Source organism: Paraburkholderia sp. BR10937 (assembly GCF_040965695.1).
Taxonomy (GTDB): Bacteria; Pseudomonadota; Gammaproteobacteria; order Burkholderiales; family Burkholderiaceae; genus Paraburkholderia.
In genome coordinates, this window is sequence record NZ_JBFRCL010000276.1 from 1 (window position 1) to 240 (window position 240).

Annotated in this window: 1 pseudogene; it reads left to right on the plus strand. The window is 57.1% G+C overall.

The annotated features are described in order from the left end of the window. Nucleotides 1–240, plus strand: a pseudogene (locus AB4Y44_RS42965) (hypothetical protein); the annotation flags it as partial.

Below are 240 nucleotides of genomic sequence, written 5' to 3' on the forward strand. Positions count from 1 at the left end.
TTGCAGGCCTCGCGCTATAACCAGGTGATCAGCGTGTATCAGGCCATGGGCGGTGGCTGGGTGGATATCGCCGATTCGCATACGCCCGTGTCCCTGAGCGCCGACAGAAAGGGCAATGCCTCGCAGGATTCGGCTCATACGGTCGAACGCAGTGTCGATGCCGGCAGCGTGGCAACTCACGTTCGCCCTTTGGGAATTGACTATCCTCCGGATATTTTTTCGTTATCGCATGTTGCGATT